The organism is Rhodoluna sp. (genome assembly GCF_044232805.1).
Taxonomy (GTDB): Bacteria; Actinomycetota; Actinomycetes; order Actinomycetales; family Microbacteriaceae; genus Rhodoluna.
Genome location: NZ_JBIILG010000002.1, coordinates 44,343 through 64,795 on the forward strand (window position 1 = coordinate 44,343; position 20,453 = coordinate 64,795).

20 protein-coding genes, 1 tRNA gene and 1 pseudogene are annotated in these 20,453 nt (G+C 50.3%); 2 read left to right on the plus strand and 20 right to left on the minus strand.

All coding sequences use genetic code 11. The annotated features are described in order from the left end of the window. Nucleotides 1–5: 5 nt before the first annotated feature. The 16 genes and pseudogenes from atpA to argS form a co-directional block, all read right to left on the minus strand. Nucleotides 6–1,643 carry a F0F1 ATP synthase subunit alpha gene (gene atpA / locus AC9UES_RS00755; protein ID WP_509523519.1) on the minus strand — a complete coding sequence of 546 codons (1,638 nt, stop codon included), beginning with the start codon at nt 1,641–1,643 and terminating at the stop codon, nt 6–8. 43 nt (nt 1,644–1,686) lie between these two features. Next, nucleotides 1,687–2,490 carry a F0F1 ATP synthase subunit delta gene (locus AC9UES_RS00760; RefSeq protein WP_509525690.1) on the minus strand — a complete coding sequence of 268 codons (804 nt, stop codon included), beginning with the start codon at nt 2,488–2,490 and terminating at the stop codon, nt 1,687–1,689. 5 nt (nt 2,491–2,495) lie between these two features. After that, entirely contained in the window at nt 2,496–3,047 is a 552-nt protein-coding gene (locus tag AC9UES_RS00765) for a F0F1 ATP synthase subunit B (RefSeq protein ID WP_509525692.1), read from the minus strand. A 21-nt stretch (nt 3,048–3,068) separates the two neighbouring features. Continuing rightward, the gene (gene atpE / locus AC9UES_RS00770; protein WP_509523516.1) at nt 3,069–3,299 is read right to left on the minus strand and encodes an ATP synthase F0 subunit C; all 231 of its coding nucleotides are present in this window, start codon (nt 3,297–3,299) and stop codon (nt 3,069–3,071) included. A 45-nt stretch (nt 3,300–3,344) separates the two neighbouring features. Then, nucleotides 3,345–4,169 carry a F0F1 ATP synthase subunit A gene (atpB, locus tag AC9UES_RS00775; RefSeq protein WP_509525748.1) on the minus strand — a complete coding sequence of 275 codons (825 nt, stop codon included), beginning with the start codon at nt 4,167–4,169 and terminating at the stop codon, nt 3,345–3,347. A gap of 112 nt (nt 4,170–4,281) precedes the next feature. Next, complete coding sequence (locus tag AC9UES_RS00780) at nt 4,282–4,692, minus strand: Cg1360 family ATP-synthase-associated protein (protein WP_509525695.1); 411 nt, start codon at nt 4,690–4,692, stop codon at nt 4,282–4,284. Beyond that, a complete protein-coding gene (locus AC9UES_RS00785) occupies nt 4,689–5,795 on the minus strand; it encodes an MraY family glycosyltransferase (protein ID WP_509525698.1) in 1,107 nt (368 codons plus the stop codon). Before AC9UES_RS00785 ends, AC9UES_RS00780 begins: the two co-directional genes overlap by 4 nt. A gap of 3 nt (nt 5,796–5,798) precedes the next feature. Further along, nucleotides 5,799–6,485: an L-threonylcarbamoyladenylate synthase gene (locus tag AC9UES_RS00790; RefSeq protein WP_509525700.1), complete on the minus strand. Its 687-nt coding sequence runs from the start codon at nt 6,483–6,485 to the stop codon at nt 5,799–5,801. A gap of 23 nt (nt 6,486–6,508) precedes the next feature. Continuing rightward, a complete protein-coding gene (gene prmC / locus AC9UES_RS00795) occupies nt 6,509–7,360 on the minus strand; it encodes a peptide chain release factor N(5)-glutamine methyltransferase (protein WP_509525703.1) in 852 nt (283 codons plus the stop codon). Next, nucleotides 7,361–8,437: a peptide chain release factor 1 gene (gene prfA, locus AC9UES_RS00800; RefSeq protein ID WP_509525706.1), complete on the minus strand. Its 1,077-nt coding sequence runs from the start codon at nt 8,435–8,437 to the stop codon at nt 7,361–7,363. After that, nucleotides 8,437–9,672: pseudogene (gene rho, locus AC9UES_RS00805) on the minus strand (transcription termination factor Rho); the annotation flags it as partial. The pseudogene rho and the gene prfA, both read right to left, overlap by 1 nt. A 410-nt stretch (nt 9,673–10,082) precedes the next feature. Then, a complete protein-coding gene (gene thrB / locus AC9UES_RS00810) occupies nt 10,083–11,006 on the minus strand; it encodes a homoserine kinase (RefSeq protein ID WP_509525708.1) in 924 nt (307 codons plus the stop codon). After that, a complete protein-coding gene (gene thrC / locus AC9UES_RS00815; RefSeq protein WP_509525711.1) occupies nt 11,003–12,082 on the minus strand; it encodes a threonine synthase in 1,080 nt (359 codons plus the stop codon). Before thrC ends, thrB begins: the two co-directional genes overlap by 4 nt. Then, nucleotides 12,082–13,389, minus strand: a complete 1,308-nt coding sequence (locus AC9UES_RS00820) for a homoserine dehydrogenase (protein WP_509525714.1) — start codon at nt 13,387–13,389, stop codon at nt 12,082–12,084. The genes thrC and AC9UES_RS00820 overlap by 1 nt, the downstream gene beginning before the upstream one ends. A 34-nt stretch (nt 13,390–13,423) precedes the next feature. Beyond that, a complete protein-coding gene (lysA, locus tag AC9UES_RS00825) occupies nt 13,424–14,830 on the minus strand; it encodes a diaminopimelate decarboxylase (RefSeq protein WP_509525717.1) in 1,407 nt (468 codons plus the stop codon). Between the two features lie 2 nt (nt 14,831–14,832). Continuing rightward, nucleotides 14,833–16,491, minus strand: coding sequence for an arginine--tRNA ligase (argS, locus tag AC9UES_RS00830; protein WP_509525720.1), 1,659 nt, complete (start codon nt 16,489–16,491; stop codon nt 14,833–14,835). Between the two features lie 124 nt (nt 16,492–16,615). Between argS and AC9UES_RS00835 the strand changes: the two genes are divergently transcribed. Then, nucleotides 16,616–16,687 (plus strand) — tRNA-Arg (locus tag AC9UES_RS00835). Here AC9UES_RS00835 and rdgB read toward each other — a convergent pair. From rdgB to murI, 3 genes are read right to left on the minus strand one after another with little or no spacing between them, the layout of a single operon-like run. Then, the gene (gene rdgB / locus AC9UES_RS00840; protein ID WP_509525722.1) at nt 16,676–17,251 is read right to left on the minus strand and encodes an RdgB/HAM1 family non-canonical purine NTP pyrophosphatase; all 576 of its coding nucleotides are present in this window, start codon (nt 17,249–17,251) and stop codon (nt 16,676–16,678) included. The two genes, AC9UES_RS00835 and rdgB, sit on opposite strands and share 12 nt — an antisense overlap. Before the next feature lie 2 nt (nt 17,252–17,253). Next, nucleotides 17,254–17,988, minus strand: coding sequence for a ribonuclease PH (rph, locus tag AC9UES_RS00845; RefSeq protein WP_509525724.1), 735 nt, complete (start codon nt 17,986–17,988; stop codon nt 17,254–17,256). Nucleotides 17,989–18,003: 15 nt separating this feature from the next. Next, complete coding sequence (murI, locus tag AC9UES_RS00850; RefSeq protein WP_509525727.1) at nt 18,004–18,816, minus strand: glutamate racemase; 813 nt, start codon at nt 18,814–18,816, stop codon at nt 18,004–18,006. Nucleotides 18,817–18,868: 52 nt separating this feature from the next. Here murI and AC9UES_RS00855 point away from each other — a divergent pair, with 52 nt between their 5' ends. Further along, nucleotides 18,869–20,170, plus strand: coding sequence for a nicotinate phosphoribosyltransferase (locus AC9UES_RS00855; protein WP_509525729.1), 1,302 nt, complete (start codon nt 18,869–18,871; stop codon nt 20,168–20,170). On the opposite strand, the gene AC9UES_RS00860 is transcribed toward AC9UES_RS00855, so the two are convergent. Next, on the minus strand, nt 20,167–20,430 hold the full coding sequence (locus AC9UES_RS00860) for a DUF3039 domain-containing protein (protein ID WP_509523492.1): 264 nt from the start codon (nt 20,428–20,430) through the stop codon (nt 20,167–20,169). The two genes, AC9UES_RS00855 and AC9UES_RS00860, sit on opposite strands and share 4 nt — an antisense overlap. Nucleotides 20,431–20,453 lie beyond the last annotated feature (23 nt).

The following is a 20,453-nucleotide window of genomic DNA, read 5'->3' on the forward strand; positions in this document are numbered from 1 at the left end:
ACGCTTTAGCGCTTTTGCTTGACGATCTTTTCCTGGTTTACTTCTTCTTCTTCCAAAGCATTCACAGCTTCGTTGCCCAAAGAAGAAAGTGGAACACCCTGGCCGGTTTGGAAGCCCTTCTTGAACTTGTCAATTGCGGCGTCCAACTCGCGGATGGTGTCATCTTCTAGGTTCTTGGTTTCACGAATGGTCTCAATTACCTTGCTGTTGCGCTTTAGGTAGTCAAGGAACTCCGACTCGAAGCGAAGCACGTCTTCAACAGGAACTTCATCCAACTTGCCTGAAGTTCCAGCCCAAATAGAAACTGTCTGGTCTTCAACTGGGTACGGAGAGTACTGTGGCTGCTTTAGAAGCTCCATCAACCTAGCTCCGCGAGCTAGCTGCTGGCGAGATGCTGCGTCCAAGTCGGAAGCGAACATCGCGAATGCTTCTAGTGAGCGGTACTGAGCAAGCTCCAACTTCAGGGTTCCAGAGACCTTCTTGATTCCCTTCACCTGAGCAGCTCCACCTACTCGAGAAACCGAAATACCAACATCGATAGCTGGGCGCTGGTTGGCGTTGAACAGATCCGACTGCAAGAAGATCTGACCGTCGGTGATCGAGATCACGTTGGTTGGAATATACGCAGAAACGTCGTTGGCCTTGGTCTCGATGATTGGAAGTCCAGTCATCGATCCAGCACCCAATTCGTCGTTGAGCTTCGCACATCTTTCTAGCAAGCGAGAGTGTAGGTAGAAAACATCTCCTGGGTAAGCCTCACGGCCTGGTGGACGACGAAGCAAAAGGGACACTGCTCGGTACGCTTCTGCCTGCTTGGAGAGGTCATCAAAGATGATCAGTACGTGCTTGCCGCCATACATCCAGTGCTGTCCAATGGCGCTGCCTGTATAAGGCGCTAGGTACTTGAAACCAGCTGGGTCAGATGCGGGGGACGCAACGATGGTTGTGTACTCCAGTGCTCCCGCTTCTTCCAAAGCTGCTTTGATACCTGCAATAGTGGAACCCTTTTGACCAATAGCTACATAGATGCAACGAACCTGCTTGGTTGGATCTCCGGTTGCCCAGTTGGCCTTTTGGTTGATAATCGTGTCAATCGCAATTGCTGTCTTACCGGTCTGACGATCACCAATGATTAGCTGACGCTGTCCGCGACCGATTGGAATCATGGCGTCGATGGCCTTGATTCCAGTTTGTAGTGGCTCGTGAACTGACTTTCTAGCCATAACGCCAGGAGCTTGAAGCTCAAGGGCACGACGTGCTTCTGCCTTGATGTCCCCTAAGCCATCAATTGGGTTACCAAGCGGGTCAACTACTCGACCTAGGAAAGCGTCTCCAACTGGAACAGAAAGAACCTCGCCGGTGCGCTGAACTTCCATACCTTCTTCGATGCCCTCAAAGTTTCCGAGGATAACGGTTCCGATCTCACGCTCGTCAAGGTTTAGAGCGAGACCTAGAGTTCCATCAGCAAACTTTAGAAGCTCATTAGCCATCGCGGAGGGAAGTCCTTCAACGTGAGCGATACCGTCACCGGCATCGATTACGTGTCCGACCTCGTTGCGCGAAGCCTTGTCGCTTTCGTAGGAGTTCACGAAACCCTTCAGGGCGTCGCGAATCTCATCTGGGCTGATTTTTAGATCTGCCATTTGCTTCCTCTACTTCTGGGGCGAACCCCGGTTAGATGCTGGCCTAAGCCAGCATCATCTTTGCTTGCTTGAGACGGTTAGCAACGCTACCGTCAATAACTTCTCCAGCTATTTGAACCTTGATGCCACCGAGAATTGCTGGGTCTATCTCGATGTTGAGTCGAAGATCATTTCCGTAGTCTCTGGAAAGTGACTTCTCGAGAGCTGCTTCTTGGGAATCGCTCAAGGCTTGGGCAACAGTAACTGTTGCCACCAAGCGCTCAGCGCAAGCGGCAAGTAACTTACCAAACTTTTCCAAAACAACCGATAGTCGAACCTTGGTTGAGCCAATGACCGCAAAACGAATCAGCAAGCTAGCTTCCTTGCCAAACTTGCCTGAAATCAGTGCATTCACCATTGTGAGTTTTTGCTCATCGCTTGCCTGCCTTGAAGCCAAAGCAATCTGTAGCTGCTGGTCTGAGTCGACAACTTTGCGGAATTCGAACAACTCAGCTTCAAGGGCCTCAAGAGATTTGGATCTTGCGGCGATGGCAGCAACCGAGTGAACGGCTAACTGCTCCATCGCATCGACCAGGTCAGATCCTTTAGACCAACGCAGCGCGACGATCTTTCCCGCCAATTCGACTGCCTTGGGCGAAACGGAAGCTCCAAAAACCGCGCTCAGGGCTTTTTTCTTACCCGTGATCTCAGCGGAAGGGTCCGAGAGAATGTTGCGCAGTTGTTTAGATCCAGACATAGCTGAACTGATCACGAAAATCTCTTCCGCGAATCTAAGGTCAGCGTCCACTAGTAGCGGGGTAAGGATATCCTTAGCCGCTTTTAGTGCTTGCCTGGTAGAGCTCGACATGATGCTTACTTGCCTGCCTTTTCGGAATTTTCAAGATCTTTCAAGAAATCGTCAACTACCTTGGAGGCAGTTGCGCTGTCTTTCAAGCTCTGGCTTACAACCTTGGATGCCAAATCGATTGCCATTGATCCCACCTCGGAGCGCAAGCTAATCAGGGCAGCTTGACGCTCTGCCTCGATTTGGGCCTTGGCGGTTTGAGTGATTCTGGCCGCCTCCGCTTGAGCTTGCTCTTTCAACTCGGCCAGAATCGCAGCACCTTCGGCACGCGCTTCTTCGCGAATTGCGCTGGCTTCAGCGCGAGTGTTCTCATGAGCCTTCGATAGTTCGTCGGTTTTTGCAGCAGCCTCAGATTGAGCCTTCTCTGCGGCAGCCAAACGTCCTTCGATAGCTTCAGTTCTTTCATTGAGTACCTTCTTGAAGCTAGGAAGAACCCTTAGCCAAAAGAAAGTAAGCATGATGGCAAAAACGACCGAAGACCAAAGAATGTCGTAGTCGGCAGGCAGAAGAGGGTTTTTAGTCTCTTCTTCCGCCGCTAAGACGATAATCCTTGAAATCATGGTTTAGTCCTTAACTTTTGCTTAAGCGAAGATGAATGGAGTTGCAAGACCGATAAGCGCTAGCGCTTCGGTAAATGCAATACCCAGCCACATTGTGACCTGTAGTTTTGACGCTAGTTCTGGCTGGCGTGCGGTTGCTTCGATGGTCTTAGATACAACTAGACCTACACCGATGCCTGGGCCAATCGCTGCGAGGCCGTAGCCAACTACTGCAATGTTGCCGGATAGCTCGGCGATGTTTGTGATGTCCACTTGTTTTTCCCTTCCGTGGTTTATCCCTGACGGTTGTCAGATCCTTTAGTGCTCATCCGCCAGTGCCAACTGAATGTAAACAGTTGTTAGCAGGGTGAACACATAAGCCTGTAAGAAACTCACCAAAATCTCAAAAAGAGTAAAGGCGAATCCAAATACGAACGTTCCTACCCCGAAGAAGCCAAACAGGCCATCGGCGTAGAAAACAAAGAACTGAGTTGCGCTGAAGCAAAGCACCAACAAAAGGTGCCCCGCGAGCATGTTCATGGTTAGTCGAAGTGCCAGTGTAACTGGGCGAAGAATGAAGGTCGAAAGGATCTCGATTGGCACAACCATCACGTACAAAGCTGGTGGGACACCCGCTGGAGCCACCGCACTCTTGAAGTAGCCGATTCCGTGCTTTTTGACTCCCGCATAGATAAAAGTCACATATGCAGCTACTGCTAACACGATCGGGTAACCAATCAGTGCATTGGAAGAAATGTTGAGCCCTGGGATAATTCCGGTGATGTTCAGCCCCAGAACCGTGAAGAAAACTGTGGTCAGAAGAGGTAAGAACCTGTCGCCATCAACTTTTCCGAGCTGGCCGTGAGCAATGCTGGTTCTAACAAAGTTCAGGGAAATTTCACCCATGAGCTGGAACTTGGTTGGAACAAATACCTGGTTTTTTGTCGCCTTGTCGAACTGTCTAACCCAAAGAGAAAACAGGACGATTAGAAGCAAAACAACTAGTAGTCGCACCAAAATGATTCGGTTTATAGCAAATGGAGTGCCCTCAAAGAACAAAATCTCCGGGTAGAACTCCATGATGGAGGGTCCCTTGTAATTGCCCGAGTCGTCGGTGACCGAAGCCTTGATAATCAGGCTCAGAGCGTTATCTAGCAGGGTGGTCTCCTGTTTCGGGGTGAACGAAGTCACGGCGATTTACAGTGTCTCAGCGTCGAACACCGAGCCATTTATCAAAATTCTAGCAAGAAAAAAACTAGCCCTCGACCACGGGAATACGGGCTGAGAGCACGGCAATAGAGTCAATTGCCAGCGATCCGAGGATGGCTGCCACCAGGGTAAAAAACAGCACCGGGCCATTTATGAATTCGGCCCTCGCCAAGAAGCCAACCGCAAACGCAAAGCCAATTAGCTTCACCAGCCAGCCTCCCATAACCGCTCCGAAGAACCCAGCCAGAGATAACCTTCTGCCAATCAAGACGCTAGCTAAGGTAAGGCTGGTAAATACAAGCGCCAGCGATGCTCCAATAAGTGCACTGGGCACACCCTTCTGGGAATCAACAAAGTATCCAACCACTGAGCCCACCGTGGCGATTAGCCCGATCAAAAGTGAACCCTGAGCCAAGACCTTTATGAATAGCTGGTCGGCGGAGGAAGTAGTTGTCATTTGGGTGCTCTCTTTCTAAGGGCGTTTAGTACCGGCCAAACGGTATAAATAGTGACTGGGATTGCGACCAGGACAGCAATCAAAAGTGCAAGCTGCGTCGGAATAAACATCAGCGACAAACCACCGAAGGAGATAATGGCCGTCCAAAAATAGAAGACCAGAACGGAGCCAACATGGCCGTGACCTAGGTCTTGAAGTTTGTGGTGGATATGACTCTTGTCTGCCTTGAAAGGTGACTTTCCGGCTCTGACTCTGCGAATCACTGCAAGTAGCAAATCAAGAAGCGGAAGCAGCAAAATCGCAAGCGGCAAGACAATTGGCAAGAAAGCTGGAGCCAACACCCGGCTGGATACCGCCGCAGGGTCAATTTGCCCCGTGACCGCCAACGCGGCTGTTGCCATCAATAGACCAAGCAGCATCGATCCGCTATCGCCCATGAAAATCTTGGCTTTGTGCCAGTTGAATGGAAGAAACCCCAGTGCCATTCCAACCACGATTGCTGATATTAGAGAAGCCAAATTGAAGTAGTTGGTTGGTGAGGTTTGCTGGGTAACTAGATAGGTATAAAGGAAAAAAGCGCTGGTTCCAATAAGCACTACCCCAGCAACCAGACCATCTAGCCCATCAATAAAGTTCACGGCATTCATGATCAAAACAGTCAAAAAGATAGTGATTATCATCGAGACCGCATAGCTACCAATAACCAGTCCGCCGATTGGCAAAGAAACAATCTGGACCCCCTGCCAAGCAAGGATTCCAGCTGCTAACACTTGCCCTGCAAGCTTGATAGTCCAGTCCAGATCAAAGAAGTCATCCAAAACTCCGACGATTACAATCACTGTTGCGGCAGAAACAATTGCAAGTATTCTTTGTGGTTCGCTGAAAACAGAGTCAAACCAATTAAGTGATCCTGCAACCAGTAAAGCGGCAAACATTCCCGCAAGCATGGCCAAGCCACCAATGCGAGGAGTCGGAGTGGTGTGAGTGTCTCGATCTCTAATTTCTGGCATCACTAGATGCTTACGACTCATCCGGATTGTGAAATAGGTTGCTGAAAAGGTAACGATTGCCGCGATGGCAATAATGAATAAATAAGCTCTCACTTGCTAAGCCTCAAGATGCTCCCCGAGAACTAGTTTGAGCTTGTCAATGCTAAGAGCCCCTCTTCTAACAATCCGAGCCTTACCGGTAGTTTTTAGTTCCCCGGAATCTTCAACCGCATCAACAAGGTCAGTCATGTCCAAGATCGTAGACGCCTCACCCTTCGGGCTAGAACCACCATCCAAATAAACTTTCACCTTTGAACCTAGGTAGCCTTCGGCTTGCTGACAAGTTATTGCAGCCGGTTCGCCAGTTAGATTCGCACTAGAAACAGCCAACGGTCCGGTTTCTTGCAACAGAGCAAGAGCAATCTTGTGATCTGGCATGCGAAGTGCGACGGTGCCTTTGGTTTCACCCAGGTCCCAGGTCAGTGAAGGCTGTGCCTTCAAAATCAAGGTCAGGGCACCGGGCCAAAAAGTTTCTGCAAGCTTGTGAGCTAGCGCTGGAATTTCTTGGGCAAGTCCATCTAGCGCTGCGACATTACCGATAAGAACAGGTGGCGGTGATTGCCTGTCGCGACCTTTTGCTGCAAGAAGTTTCTTCACACCCTCTTGGGAAAAAGCATCGCAAGCCAAGCCGTAAACAGTGTCGGTTGGCAATACAACCAAATCTTTGTGACCGATTGCAACTTTGGCCAATCTCATCCCAGTAAGAAGGTCAGTGTCTAGGGAACAGTCGTAGATTCGCTCCATCGTGACCTCCTTCTTGAGCCTTACTAGGCGTTTACTGCTGAAATCATGCGCTCTTTGCCTGCTAGGTCAGCTCTGGCTTCAATTTCTAACCAGCCCCCAGCCAATAATAGTTTACCGATGGCACTTGACTGGCTGTCTGCGTGCTCTAACACCAGCAAACCCCCAGATTTCAATAACTTCTTGGCGCGAATTGATATCTGTCGTATTACATCTAGTCCATCAACCCCTCCATATAATGACATGCTCGGTTCATGAAGCTGGACTTCTAAGTCAATAGGAGTTGCATCGTTTGGAATGTAGGGAGGATTCGAAATTACCAAATCAACCTGTCCGTCTAACTCAGTTAGTGAATTCTGCAGATCTTCGTTTCGCAAGTTGTCTTTGGAAAGACCATTGCTTGCTGCGTTTTGCAGCAAGTATCCAAAGGCGTCTTTTGATTTTTCAACTGCAAACACTTCTGATCCCGATACTTCAGTAGACAAGCTAATTGCTATTGCACCACTTCCAGAACAAAGATCAACAATAAGCGGGCTTTGAAAATTTGCGATTTTCTCCATCGCGAAGCCAACCACCTGCTCGGTTTCTGGACGCGGGGTGAAAACCCCAGGCCCCACTTTGAGCTCTAGGTGTCTAAAGGGCGCAGTGCCTGTGATGTGCTGCAGCGGCTGCCTGGCAACACGTCTGGCAAGTGCCAACTGGAACTTATCCAGTGACCCTTGGGGAAATTCTTGGTTTGTTGCAACCATGAGAGACAGCTCAGAGCGTGAAACACCGAGGCAGTAACAAGCAATCAGTTCTGCATCAACTGTCGCTGAAATTACTCCAGCTTCTTTGAGCTTGCTGGAAGATTCGGATAGAAGGCCCGAAACCAACAATTACTTATCGCCTAGCGCTGCCAGCCTGGCTTCTTCATCGGTTTGAATCGCCGAGCGAACAACTGGCTCCAACGCGCCATCCATAACTTGATCGAGATTGTAAGATTTGTAGCCGGTTCTGTGATCGGCAATTCGGTTTTCCGGGAAGTTGTAAGTTCTAATTCGTTCGGATCGGTCAACGGTTCGCACCTGAGATTTCCTAGCCGCGGATTGTTCGGCGTCGATTGCCTCTTGCTGTGCGGCTAGAATTCTGGCTCGCAAAACGCGCATAGCGGCTTCACGGTTTTGTAGCTGGGATTTTTCGTTCTGCATCGAAACAACGATTCCGGTTGGAATGTGGGTGATTCGAACAGCAGAGTCGGTAGTGTTAACCGATTGTCCACCAGGACCTGAGGAGCGGAATACATCTACACGTATTTCGTTCTGGCTGATCTCGACTTCTTCTGGCTCATCAACTTCAGGAAAGACCAGAACTCCAGCTGCCGAAGTGTGAATTCTGCCTTGGGTTTCGGTAACCGGAACGCGCTGCACTCTGTGCACGCCACCTTCGTATTTCAGGTGTGCCCAAACTCCCTCAGCAGGGTCGTTTGAATTGCCCTTGATGGCGATCTGCACATCTTTGTAGCCGCCAAGATCTGACTCGTTCTTGTCTAATACCTCGGTCTTCCAACCCTTTGAGTTGGAGTACTGGATATACATGCGAAGAAGATCTGCAGCAAATAGCGCCGATTCGGCACCACCTTCACCCGCTTTGATTTCCATAATCACATCGCGACCATCGTCTGGGTCGCGCGGAATAAGCAATCGACGCAGCTTCTCGTTAGCCTCGGTGACCTTGGCCTCAATTGCCGGGAGCTCAGCCGCAAAGGCATCGTCTTCCTTGGCTAGATCCTTGGTAGCAACCAAGTCTTCGGTTAGAGAAATGACCTGGTTGTAGGCGCTAACAATCGCACTCACAACGGCGTACCGACGGTTGAGTTTTTTCGCCAAGGCAGGATTCTGATGCACAGACGCATCTGATAACTGTTCCTGCAGCGAGGCATGCTCAGCCAGCAGGGGCTGGACTGAATCGAGCATTATTCTCCGTCAGAACCTGTTGGAACTGGCATGGACTTTTGAACCTGCATCAAAAACTCCACGTTGCTCGAAGTTTCCTTCAATCTGTTCAACACAAGCTCAAGTGCCTGCTGCTGCTCTAGACCGGCAAGTGCACGACGAAGCTTCCAGATGATCTTGGTTTCGTCTGGGTTCATCAGCATCTCTTCGCGTCTGGTTCCAGAAGCGTTTAGATCTACGGCTGGGAAAATTCGCTTGTCAGCAAGTGCACGAGATAAGCGAAGCTCCATATTTCCAGTTCCCTTGAACTCTTCGAAGATAACCTCGTCCATCTTGGATCCGGTTTCAACAAGTGCTGTTGCAAGGATGGTTAGAGAACCGCCATCTTCAATGTTTCTGGCAGCACCAAAGAAACGCTTCGGTGGGTAAAGCGCTGACGAGTCAACACCACCGGAAAGAATTCGACCGGATGCTGGAGCACTTAGGTTGTAAGCGCGACCCAAACGAGTAATCGAATCAAGCAAAACTACAACATCGTGACCTAGCTCAACCAATCTCTTGGCGCGCTCAATAGCAAGCTCGGCAACAGTGGTGTGATCTTCCGCAGGGCGGTCGAAGGTGGAGGCAATAACCTCGCCCTTGACTGTGCGCTGCATGTCGGTAACTTCTTCCGGTCTCTCATCAACCAAAACAACCATTAGGTGAACCTCTGGGTTGTTAGTTGCGATCGCGTTAGCGATGGCCTGAAGAACCAATGTCTTTCCAGCTTTCGGAGGAGAAACAATCAGTCCACGCTGTCCCTTACCAATTGGGGCAACAAGATCAATGATTCGAGTCGAAAGCTTGTTGGCTTCGGTCTCAAGACGCAGTCTGGTCTGTGGGTAAAGCGGTGTTAGCTTCCCGAATTCAACTCGGTCTGCCGAAGCAGCCTGGTCCAGACCGTTGACGGAGTCAATACGAACTAGGGCGTTGAACTTCTGACGACCCTGGCCTTCGCCTTCGCGAGGCTGGCGAATCGCTCCAACAACAGCGTCACCTTTACGAAGTCCATACTTCTTGACTTGACCCAACGACACGTAAACGTCGTTTGGACCTGGAAGGTAACCACTGGTTCTAACGAATGCGTAGTTGTCCAAAACATCTAGGATTCCAGCAACGCTGATTAGAACGTCATCTGGGGAAATCTCTGGTTCTGCTTCTTCGCGGTCGTTGTTTCCGCCGCGCCTTCCGCGATCACGATCGCGGTAGCGGTTGCGGTTTCTGGAGTTGCGGCCGCCGCCACGACGGTCGTCGTCGAAGTCGCGGTTCCTTCTGCGATCACCAGAGTCGGAACTTGATTCTTGGCTTGGGGTATCGCTCGAGGCGGAAGAGTCCTTATTGGATCTTGACTCGCCTGAGTCTTGGTTGCCATCGGCTGGCTTGTCTGCCTTTGCCTTGGACTTTCTTGGGGAACTTTCTGCATCGGGAGCTGAAGCTTCAGCTACTGCTCGACGAGATTTGCGTTCCGGTTTATCTGATTGGATTTCATCCATTTATTGATTGCTCTTTCTTGAGTGATTAGGTAATCGGTTGCTAACTCGATTTACCTCAAACGCGATTTGATTGCGTTTTATTGCAGTATTTTCTGCGGGGATTTCACCTAGCGATTTACCCTAAGAGGGTCCAATTACTTTTGGTGTATTGCTATGGTAGCACCTTTATTGTCAACAGCCAACAACAGCGGTAGCCATTGTGGATGGGTCTTTTCGGCTAATTCCTTAGCCCGCAGTCTCTGGGCCGGGTCACTAGCTAGCACCAAGACAGAAGGTCCTGCCCCCGAAACTACCGCCGCGTGGCCCTCAGCACGTAAAGTCCTGATAAGCCCTTCTGTTTCTGGCATCGCAGTGGCTCGATATTTTTGGTGAAGCCTGTCTTCAGTTGCTGCAAAAAGAAGCTCTGGCGATTGAACCATGGCAGCAACCAGCAGCGCTGAGCGCGAAACATTGAAAACAGCATCGGCGTGAGGAACTGACTCTGGTTGCAAAGATCTGGCCAATGCAGTGGACATCTTCGTGGAAGAAACCAAAACCAACGGTGAGACACCACGATGAACTGAGAGCTTCTTGGTGTGTGGTCCGTTCTCGTCTTCCCAAGCGATACTCAATCCGCCAAAAAGTGCTGGTGCGACGTTGTCTGGATGATGCTCAAACTCCGTTGCGATATCCAGCATGGTCTTGTCGCTAATGGTTGCGACCCCATCCAGCAGGCCCTTGGCTGCCATGATTCCAGAAACAACTGCAGCTCCGGATGAACCCATTCCGCGGCCGTGCGGGATGCGGTTTGTTGCCTTCAGGGCCAAACCGGGCGCGGCCTGGCCAGCGCGCTGGAATGTCTCCAGGATCGCCCGAACTACCAGATGTGAGGCGTCGAGTGGAACTTCGCCTTCGCCTTCGCCGTGCACCTCAATTGAAATGCTTCCTGGCTTAGTTGCGGTAACTTCCAAATCGTCATAGAAAGCAAGGGCGATACCGAGGGTGTCAAAGCCTGGGCCCAGGTTGGCCGAGGTAGTTGGCACCCGAACCGATACGGTTCTTCCTTCTAAATTAGTCATTTTCGCGCCAACCCCAAACGCTCAGCAACTTCAGCAGCATTGGCTGATACGGCTTCTGGAGAGATCTCGTTTCCGGCTTCGTCTTTTAGAGCCCACATCGGATCTTTTAGACCGTGACCAGTCACGGTAACCACAATCAATGCTCCAGCAAAACTTTCTCCCTGTTGGGAGGCTTTGTAAATACCAGCTGCACCAGTAGCCGAAGATGGCTCAACAAATACGCCTGCCTCTTGGGATAGGAATCTGTGCATCCACAAAATCTCAGCATCTGAAACTGCGCCAAACTTACCCATCGAACACTCCATCGCACTCTGGGCAAGATCCCAAGAGGCAGGATTCCCAATCCGGATTGCGGTTGCAATTGTGTCGGGGTTTTTGACTGGTCCACCATGAACAAAAGGAGCAGACCCTTCGGCCTGGTAGCCATACATCTTTGGAACAACCTTGATGCGGCCCTCGTTGAAATCTTCCAGATAACCCTTGAAGTAAGCAGAGTAGTTACCCGCGTTGCCAACTGGTAACACGTGGTAATCAGGTGCTCTACCCAGTGAGTCAAAAACCTCAAAGGCTCCAGTTTTTTGACCCTCAATTCGATCCGGGTTTACTGAGTTGACCAAATGAACCGGATAGTTAGCCGACAAGTCACGAGCCAAAGTTAAGCAGTCGTCAAAGTTTCCTTGCACCTGCAAAATCTTCGCCTTGTGTGCTACCGCCTGGCTTAGCTTTCCAAGAGAAATCTTGCCCTGTGGAACTAAAACAACCGAAGTGATTCCGGCTGCTGCCGCATAGGCCGCAGCGGAGGCAGAGGTGTTTCCTGTTGATGCACAAATAACTGCCTTGGCACCTTCCCCAACAGCCTTGGAAACCGCCATGGTCATTCCTCGGTCCTTGAATGAACCGGTTGGGTTCATACCCTCATACTTCAAATACACCTGGCCAGCTCCAACAAGTTTTGCTAGAGCTGGGGACTCGATAAGAGGTGTGCCACCTTCACCAAGCGTGATAATCGGAGTACTGCTATCGACATCTAATCGATCAAAGTACTCCCGAATCACTCCGCGCCACTGGTGTGCCATTACAAGCCTTCCATTCGAATCACAGACGCGACTTTCTGAACCGCATCGCTAGCCTTCAAATCCTCAACAACAGCAGCAAGGGCTGCGTCACTAGCCAAGTGGGTTCCAATCTCAAGATAGGCAACCACGTCCTTACCGGAAAGAACTGACTGCTCGACGGCCTCGATTGAAACGCCGTGCTTGGAGAAAGTTGTGGCAATTTTTGCTAGCACGCCTGGCTGGTCGGAAACCTCGAGCTGGACCGAGTAGCGAGTTTGAATTCTGCTGATTGGAAGGATTTCTAGCTTTGCGTGAGACGAGTTAGAAAGACCTGGGCCACCTGCCACGTGGCGCTTGGCTGCAGAAACTACATCTCCCAAAACAGCTGAGGCAGTTTGAGTTCCACCGGCACCAGAGCCGTAAAACATTAAACTTCCTGCTGCCTCTGCTTCAACAAAAACTGCGTTGTAAGCGCCATTAACTGCAGCCAGAGGGTGTGACCTTGGAACTAGCGCGGGATAAACCCGAACAGAAATGCCCTCCGGTCCCGATGAATCGGCTTCCAAAAATTCGCAAATTGCCAATAGCTTGATGACATAGCCATCTCGCTGAGCGGCTTTCATCTGTGCAACGGTTATTGAAGTGATTCCTTCTCGATAGACCTTATCTAGAGGAACTTCGGTGTGGAATGCGAGGGTTGCCAAAATGGCAGCCTTCTGTGCCGCGTCGAAACCTTCAACGTCCAAAGAAGGGTCTGCTTCTAAATAGCCAAGCTTCGTAGCTTCAGCCATAGCCTCTTCCAAAGAGATGCCACTTTTGTCCATCCGGTCAAGAATGTAGTTTGTGGAACCGTTAACAATTCCCATAATGCGCTTTACGCGGTCACCGCCAAGAGATTCTCTAAGCGGGCGAATAATTGGAATAGCCCCGGCAACTGCGGCCTCGAAGTAAAGCTGTGCGCCAACTTGCTCAGCAACGTTGAACAATTCAGTTCCGTGTGAAGCCAACAAGGACTTGTTGGCCGTAACAACATCAGCACCAGAATTAAGTGCAAGCAAAATGTATTCCTTAGCTGGCTCTATGCCACCCATTACTTCAATAACTATGTCAGCACCGAGAATTAAGCTCTCAACATCTGTGGTCAATAGCTCTTTTGGAAATCCCTCACGCTTGGTAGTTAGGTCGCGCACCGCAACTCCAACCAGCTCGAGCTCGGCTCCAACGCGGGACTTGAGCTCTTCCTTCTGCTCCAGCAATAGCCTGGCGACCTCGGCACCGACAGATCCGGCACCGAGTAAGGCAACGCGTAGGGGGCGGTATTCGCTCACTGTGTATTCCTAACCAACTACAAAACTACCCTGTCTATAGGGCTTGATACCCGGGGTCTCTAGAAAGCATGTCCGATTCGGTCTCGGCATTCATCAAAACTTTTACTTTTCCTTCTAGAACAGCAACCATGGCGGGCCTAGGTAGATAGTTGTAATTACTTGCTAGCGAGTGACAATAGGCACCGGTTGCCGCAACAGCCAGCAAGTCGTCAGGGCCGATGTCTGAGGGAAGGTAGCAATCTTTGACCACAATGTCGCCACTTTCGCAATGCTTGCCCACAACGCGAGACACAACCGGCGCCGCAGCAGAAGACCGAGAAACTAGCAATGCGCTGTAATCGGCGCTGTAAAGACTAGGTCTTGGGTTATCGCTCATACCCCCGTCGATGCTGACGTACTTTCTTGATTCCTTGGAATCCTCGCTGGAGACCTGGACATCTTTGATGGTTCCGACGGTATAAATTGTCACTCCCGCTGGGCCCGAAATTATTCGGCCTGGCTCAAAACAAAGAACTGGTATTTCAATACCAAGCTCCCTGCACTGATTTTCAACCTCGGAGCAAATCTTGGATGCAAAAAACGAAACGTCGGGCGCTTGGTCTGCAGCTGTGTAATTAATTCCAAAGCCACCACCAAGATTTAGCTCAGGAACGCTACCCTCTTCTAGCAAAAGCTTATGTAGCGGCAGTAATCTCTTTACCGACTCGATGAAACCCTCGACGCTAAAGATCTGGGAGCCGATGTGCGAATGCAGCCCAAGAAAGTTCAAGTTTGAATGAGATCTGATCTTGGCTACCAGTTCCGGCACATCAGAAATTGCGATTCCAAACTTTTGATCTTCTCTCGAAGTTGCAAGATACTCGTGAGTGAACGCGTGAACGCCTGAATTAACTCTGATACGGACGTTCTGAATCTTTTTTTGAGCACTCGCAATCGATGCGATTCTTTCGATCTCAATCTCTGAGTCGATGACAATTGCCCCAACTCCAGCTGTGACAGCCTTATCAATCTCGTACTCAGATTTGTTGTTTCCGTGCAAGCCGATTCGACTAGGTTCAATCCCCCCGGCCAGTGCAAGCGCGAGCTCGCCTGCGGAGCAAACATCCATGTTTAAACCATTTGCCGCAACCCACTTAACTACCTCGGTTGTCGATAGTGATTTGCTAGCGTAATAAACTTTTGCGCTTGTTCGAATCTTGGAAGCTTCGGAATCAAAAGCTTTCTTCACAACTTGAGCACGCGAGATAAAGTCTGCTTGGTCAATAACCATCAGTGGTGACCCATACTTGGCAATCAGCTGACCTACTGATACTCCCCCGACTTGAATATCCCCGGAAGCTTCTCTTACAAAGCTTGCCGGCCAGATATTCTTGCTGATTTCATTAACGTCTTTTGGGATAAACAGCCAGCTAGGTGCCAATTCAGATGCAGTCTTCTCCATAGCTACATCCTCTCCGGGGCAGAAACACCCAGCAGTCCGAGGCCATTTCGCAACACAATTCCAGCAGCGTCGTTGAGCCAGAGCCTGGTGCGGTGAATTGGCTCAACTGGGTTGCCTGATTGAGGGATAACGCGACAGTTGTCATACCAGCGGTGGTAGCTACCGGCTACCTCTTCTATATACCTCGCGATACGGTGTGGCTCCCTAAACTGCGCCGCCTGAGCTGCAAGCCTTGGAAACTCGCTTAGCTTGGCAAGGAGTTCTGTCTCTGTCGCATGATCAAGCAAGCTTGGCTCAAAAATTGAGTGATCAACTTGCATGCTCTTTGCGTTTACCGCAACCTGCTGCGTTCTGGCATGGGCATACTGAACATAGAAAACCGGATTGTCGTTGGTCTTTTTCGATAACTGCGCCAAGTCAATATCCAGCTGCGAGTTAGAAGACGATCTTGCGAGCGCATACCTAGCCGCATCCACCCCAACTGCTTCAACGAGGTCTTCCATGGTCACCACGGTTCCAGCGCGCTTAGACATCCGCACCGGTTCGCCATCTCGCATCAAATTCACCATTTGACCAATTAGAATCTCAAGATTCACACCCGGCTCGTCACCAAATGCCGAGCACATCGCCATCATGCGCTGCACGTAACCGTGGTGGTCAGCTCCGAGCATGATGATGCAACGCTCAAAACCACGCTCGCGCTTATCTAGGTAATACGCCAAGTCACCTGCGATGTATGCGGCGTTGCCGTCAGATTTGATAATTACACGATCGCGATCGTCACCAAATTCAGTAGAACGTAGCCAAACGGCACCATCTTCATCAAACACGTGCCCTAATTCACGCAGCCGCTTTATGGCCTTCGCCACCGCATCTGATTCGTGAAGTGAGTTCTCGTGGAAGAAGACATCGAAATCAACACCAAATTCATGAAGTGATTGCTTGATTTGCTCAAACATCAGCTCCACACCTACCGAGCGAAACTCTTCCTGGGCTTGATCATCTGGCAACGCAAGAATATCCTTGCTGCTTTTGGCAATTACTTGATTGGCTATCTCTTCTATATAGTCTCCGCCATAGCCATCTTCTGGTGCTGGCAGTTTCTTGGCGCGAGCGATTAGAGATCTGGCGAAGCGATCAACCTGCTCACCGTGATCATTGAAGTAATACTCGCGCGTGACATCCGCACCCTGAAACTCGAGCAACCGAGCCAGGGAATCACCGGCGGCAGCCCACCTAGTTCCACCCATGTGTATCGGTCCGGTTGGATTCGCGGAGACGAACTCGAGGTTCATCTTTAGACCCTTTAGAGTTGCTCCCTCGCCGTAGCCAGAGCCTGCTTCAACGATGGTTTTTGCAAGCGCTCCAGCGCTTGCCAGATTCAAGCTGATGTTTATAAAGCCAGGACCTGCAATATCCACCTTGGATACTTCTTCTAGGGCCTGAATCTCAGGGGCTATGAGCTCGGCCAAAGCCCGAGGGGTTAGCCCAAATACTGGGGCTAGCTGCATAGCAGCGTTGGTGGCCCAATCGCCGTGCTCTCTGTTTCTTGGTCTTTCAACAACAATCTCAGCAGGTAGTTGCCCGCTTGGAAGCGTGCCAGCAGACTGCATCTTTTCCAAGATGCGGCCAATGGCTGCAGCTAGTTCTGCTGGATTCAAGATTTGCCTCGCACGGGATAGATAAAAGACTTCAAAACAATCAGCAAGAATTTATTGCTTCAATAACTTAAATCTTACCGAGAAAGCCCCGTTTGAGGCCACGCTGTTAGGCTTGAAACGCATTGCCCCCATAGCTCAGGGGATAGAGCACCGCCCTCCGGAGGCGGGAGCGTAGGTTCGAATCCTACTGGGGGCGCAAATAGCTTGCTAGCTGTGACAGCGCCATGGAGCGATGACTAATCGAATTTTTAACTTCTGGCTCAAGCTCAGCAGAGGAAACTTCAAACCCCTCTGGAATAAAGATCGGATCGTAGCCGAAGCCGTTGCTACCGCTCGCTACCGCTGCAATCTGACCCGGCAGCACTCCGGTGAAACTCACTTCACCTGATTCGCCCACCAAAGAAATGGTGCAGACAAAACTTGCTGCCCGATTTCCTGCCGGCATATCTCGAAGCTGCGCCAACACAAGATTGCGGTTTTTCTCGTCGTCTTTATCCCCCGACCACCTAGCCGAGAAGATTCCAGGTGAACCGCCCATGATCTCAACCGCAAGACCTGAGTCGTCGGCGATTGAGGTAACGCCAGTGTGCGCAAATGCCGCCCTGGCCTTGATGAGTGAATTTTCTAGAAAGGAACTACCATCTTCAATCGGCTCTGGTCCGTCATAACCCAATAGCTCCAACCCCGAAACCAGCGGCTCCAAAATGGCGGCAACTTCTTTTACTTTGTGAGCGTTGTGGGTTGCTAGAACCAGCTTCAAAACTATGACCTTGCTGTTCTGAGAACTTCTTGCTGAATAACCGTTAGTTCTTTAGTTCCCTTTAGGGCGAGATCCAACAGGGCATCAAGTTCGGACCTGTTGAACGGGGTCTTTTCGGCTGTGCCTTGAACCTCGACAAACGCTCCTGAGCCAGTGACAACAACGTTCATGTCAGTTTCTGCTCGAACATCCTCGGTGTAAGCAAGGTCCAAAAACGGAACAGCGTCAACAATGCCAACTGAGATGGCAGCAATGCTGTCAGAAATCGGCTGCTTCTTGGTCGAGATAAAACTTTTTTCCTTACCCCACTCGATTGCATCTACCAGTGCGATATAGGCACCTGTTATTGCGGCAGTTCTAGTTCCACCATCGGCTTGCAAAACATCACAGTCGATAACAATGGTGTTTTCTCCAAGATCTGAAAAGTTAACAACGCTTCTTAGTGCACGACCAATGAGTCTTGAAATCTCATGAGTGCGGCCACCCATTTTGCCCTTAACTGATTCGCGGTCTGATCGATCGTGAGTGGCTCGCGGCAGCATGGAATACTCTGCGGTAACCCAGCCTTCTCCCTTGCCAACTTTCCAGCGTGGAACACCAGGAGTAAAAGAAGCGGTGCACAAAACTCTAGTTTCACCAAAGCTAATTAGCGCCGAACCTTCTGCGTGCGAGGACCAACCTCGCTCAACGGTAACTTTTCTAAGCTCGTCTGGGGCGCGACCATCAATTCGTTTCAACTGCTGTTCCTATCTTTAGAGTTTCTGAACCTTGGAAACTTCTGGACCAAGGAATCTTTTGGCTAGCTTTTCAAATGCCGCAACATCGCCGGTGGCACGAAATGAGAGTGTAGGCGGGGTTTTATCAGTTCTGAGCAAATCGTTTTCCATCAAGACCTTGTAAACATCCTTCGCCGTTTCTTCAGCAGAAGAAACCAAAGTTACTTGATCGCCCATCACAAAAGATAGCGCTCCGGTAAGTAGTGGATAGTGAGTGCAGCCCAAAACCAAAGTGTCGATGCCGCTTTCTTTCAGCGGCATTAGGTAATTTCTGGCAGCCGCAATTATTTCTGGCCCGGAGGTTACCCCAGCTTCGACATACTCAACAAAGCTTGGGCAGGCAATGCTTTGCAGTTCGATATCTACAGCGGCTGCGAACGCGTCGTCATAAGCCTTTGAATTTATGGTTGCGGTAGTTCCTATCACGCCAACTTTGCCATTCGATGTCAAAGCAACTGCTCGTCTGACAGCAGGCTGGATTACTTCAACTACCGGAATAGATTTGCCTTTGGTGTAGCGCTCTCTGGCGTCTCGCAAAACTGCAGCGGAAGCAGAGTTACAAGCAATAACCAAAACCTTTACGCCCTCGTCAACTAACTTGTCCATCACCGCAAGGGCAAGTTCACGAACTTCCGAAAGCGGTCTTGGTCCATAGGGAGCGTTTGCTGTGTCACCCACGTAAATAACTGACTCGTTTGGCAGCTGATCGATAATCGCTCTGGCAACAGTTAGCCCACCCAAGCCGGAGTCAAAAACTCCAATAGGCGCGTTTTGTAGGGTGGTGGTCACGGTCTTCAGTCTATAACTTGGGGCAATTGCTATCAGGGCTAGGCTTAACGGTGTGCTTACCTCCAGTGCATTACTAACCGACCGCTACGAGCTCACCATGCTCCAGGCGGCACTTCGCTCCGGCAAGGCTAATCGTCGCGGAATCTTCGAAGTGTTTGCTCGCAGCTTGGCTGGTGGCAGAAGATTCGGCGTCTTTGCAGGTAGCGGAAGACTGCTGGATCTGATTCAAGACTTTCGCTTTGGAACTGAAGAAATTGAGTGGCTGGTAACTAACAAAGTCGTTGATGATGCCACTGCAACTTGGCTTGCTAACTACAAGTTTTCTGGAAACATTTGGGGATATGCCGAGGGTGAGATCTACTTCCCCTACTCGCCAGTATTGGCCGTGGAAGGAACTTTTGCCGAAGCGGTGGTTCTAGAAACACTGATTTTGTCAGTTTTGAACTACGACTCCGCGGTTGCCAGCGCAGCATCAAGAATGGTGACCGCAGCCCAGTCCAGACCGGTATCTGAGATGGGTTCTAGAAGAACCGGAGAAAACTCCGCCGTTGCCGCGGCAAGAGCTGCTTACATAGCTGGCTTTAGCGCAACATCAAATCTTGAAGCGGGTAGAAGTTTTGGTATCCCCACTATGGGCACTGCCTCGCACGCATTTACTCTGCTGCACGATAGCGAACAACAAGCCTTTGAAGCTCAGCTGGAAGCATTCGGTACCGACACTACTTTTCTGGTTGACACTTACAACATCGAGTCTGGAATCAAAAACGCCATCAGTGTTGCTGGTCCAACACTTGGCGGAGTGAGAATTGACTCAGGCGATCTGCCGATAGAGGTCGCAAAAGCCCGGTTACTGCTCGATCAACTTGGGGCCACCGAAACAAAGATAACTGTCACTAATGATTTAAATGAGTACGCAATAGCATCTCTAGCCTCTGCACCAGTAGATAGCTACGGAGTTGGCACCTCGGTGGTAACTGGCTCCGGGGTTGCGGCCGCGGGTTTTGTTTACAAAATGGTGGCCTACCAAAACGAATCAGGTGACTGGCATACGGTTTCCAAACGGTCGGCTAAAAAATCCAACTTGGGCGGAAGAAAATTTGCCATTCGTCGGCATTCAGAAGACTCGATTGCAACAGCCGAAGTTATTGGAACTGGAGCTGCCCCTGAGCAAAAAACTGGTGACCGCAATTTGCTTGTTCAGCTTGTGACTAACGGAGTGCCAGAAAGCAAGTACCAAGGCTCAGCTGGGGTTGAGCTAGCACGTTCGCATCACTCAAAAGTAAAGTCGAATCTTCCAGCTAGTGCACTTCGCCTAACCAAAGGCGAGCCTGCTATCCAGACTCTGTTTGTCTAGTCTTTGCCCTCATCGCCTGGCTTTAGCTTGGAGTGAATTTCCTTGCACTTCGGGCAAATAGGAAAGCTTTGTGGGTCGCGACCTGGCACCCAAACTTTGCCGCAGAGAGCAACAACCGGAGTTCCCATAACAGCGGACTCAACGATTTTTTCTTTTTTTACGTAATGAGAGAATCTCTCGTGATCGCCAGGCTCGAAAAGCTTTGGCTCTACTAAGGTGTCAGTTCCATAACCTGAATCAGGATTGGTTTGTTCGCTCATGATTACTCTTTTCTAGAACGGGT

Excerpts from the sequence above, each read along its gene's own strand:
- lysA (WP_509525717.1), bottom strand. The coding sequence starts at position 14,830 with ATGGAGAAGACTGCATCTGAATTGGCACCTAGCTGGCTGTTTATCCCA.
- AC9UES_RS00765 (WP_509525692.1), bottom strand. The coding sequence starts at position 3,047 with ATGATTTCAAGGATTATCGTCTTAGCGGCGGAAGAAGAGACTAAAAAC.
- AC9UES_RS00860 (WP_509523492.1), bottom strand. The coding sequence starts at position 20,430 with ATGAGCGAACAAACCAATCCTGATTCAGGTTATGGAACTGACACCTTA.
- prfA (WP_509525706.1), bottom strand. The coding sequence starts at position 8,437 with ATGCTCGATTCAGTCCAGCCCCTGCTGGCTGAGCATGCCTCGCTGCAG.
- atpA (WP_509523519.1), bottom strand. The coding sequence starts at position 1,643 with ATGGCAGATCTAAAAATCAGCCCAGATGAGATTCGCGACGCCCTGAAG.
- AC9UES_RS00760 (WP_509525690.1), bottom strand. The coding sequence starts at position 2,490 with ATGTCGAGCTCTACCAGGCAAGCACTAAAAGCGGCTAAGGATATCCTT.
- thrB (WP_509525708.1), bottom strand. The coding sequence starts at position 11,006 with ATGACTAATTTAGAAGGAAGAACCGTATCGGTTCGGGTGCCAACTACC.
- AC9UES_RS00780 (WP_509525695.1), bottom strand. The coding sequence starts at position 4,692 with ATGACAACTACTTCCTCCGCCGACCAGCTATTCATAAAGGTCTTGGCT.
- AC9UES_RS00790 (WP_509525700.1), bottom strand. The coding sequence starts at position 6,485 with ATGGAGCGAATCTACGACTGTTCCCTAGACACTGACCTTCTTACTGGG.
- thrC (WP_509525711.1), bottom strand. The coding sequence starts at position 12,082 with ATGGCACACCAGTGGCGCGGAGTGATTCGGGAGTACTTTGATCGATTA.